General features: G+C 66.3%; 1 protein-coding gene and 1 pseudogene. Both read left to right on the top strand.

Annotated elements, in window-relative coordinates:
• Positions 1–251 (top strand): annotated as a pseudogene (locus ACLD7X_RS16975) (hypothetical protein); the annotation flags it as partial.
• The coding region (locus tag ACLD7X_RS16970) for an ABC transporter permease (RefSeq protein ID WP_411424865.1) at positions 248–1,132 on the top strand (885 nt) is incomplete at its 3' end. The pseudogene ACLD7X_RS16975 and the gene ACLD7X_RS16970, both read left to right, overlap by 4 nt.

The following is a 1,132-nucleotide window of genomic DNA, read 5'->3' as shown; positions in this document are numbered from 1 at the left end:
GCTGCTGGAGCAGCAGGAGGAATGGCAGCTTACGCGAACGGCTGGACATCGCGATCCTGCTGATCACCCACGACCTGCGCGTGGTGGTCGAGATCGCCGATCAGGTCGTGGTCATGCGCCACGGTCGCGTGGTCGAGAACATTCCGGTAGCGCAGCTGTCCGACGGGCGGCGCGATGCCTACACGCAGATGCTGATCGATGCGGTGCCCGGCGCCGGGCGGCGCGGCATGGTCGAAGGGGGGGCGCCATGATCCTGACCGGACGTCTGCTGCGGGCGGTCTTTTCGCTGTGGATCATCGTGACGCTGGTTTTCGTGGCCCTGCGCATGACGGGCGACCCGATCCTGGCGATTTTCGATCCCGATGACACGACCGCCGAGGCGATCCAGTCCTACCGAGAGCTGTGGGGCTATACCGGCACCACGTTCCAGCAATACCTGCGCTATGTGGCGGCCATCGCCCAGGGCGATTTCGGGTTCTCCACCATGAACAACCGCCCCGCGCAGGAGGTGGTGATGGAACGCGTGCCCGCCACGCTGATGCTGGTGGGGGCCTCGACTGCGATCATGTTCCTGATCGGCATCCCGGTCGGTGTGCTGGCGGCGGTCAAGTCGGGGTCGCGCATCGACCGGGCGGTGATGACCTTTTCGACCGTGGGCTTTGCGCTGCCGTCCTTCGTGCTGGGGCTGGGGCTGATCCTGTTCTTCTCGGTGCGGATGCAGTGGCTGCCCAGCAACGGCTATGGCACGACGGCGCATCTGGTGATGCCTGCGCTGACGATGGGGATGACCAAGGCCAGCGTCTTCACGCGCTTCGTGCGGTCGTCCATCGCGGATGCGCTCAAGCTGTCCTGCGTCACCTCGGCCCGGGCGCGGGGGCTGTCGGAATGGCAGGTCTTCACGCGCCATGTGGTGCCCAATGCGCTGCTGCCGCTGGTCACGATCACGCCCCTGCTGGTGGGGGCGATGGTGGCCGCCGCGGCGGTGGTGGAATCGGTCTTCGGCTGGCCGGGCCTTGGCCGGCTGATCGTGGACAGCGTGGCCAACCGGGACCTCGCGGTGCTGCAGATGATCGTGATGATGGTGGCCGCGCTGATGATCACCACGAATCTGATCGTGGACCTGACCTATGCC

This window comes from Aphanothece microscopica RSMan92, assembly GCF_046613545.2.
Lineage (GTDB): Bacteria > Cyanobacteriota > Cyanobacteriia > PCC-6307 > Cyanobiaceae > NIES-981.
Note: the sequence above shows the minus strand (reverse complement) of the source record. Positions and strands in the feature narration are given on the sequence as shown.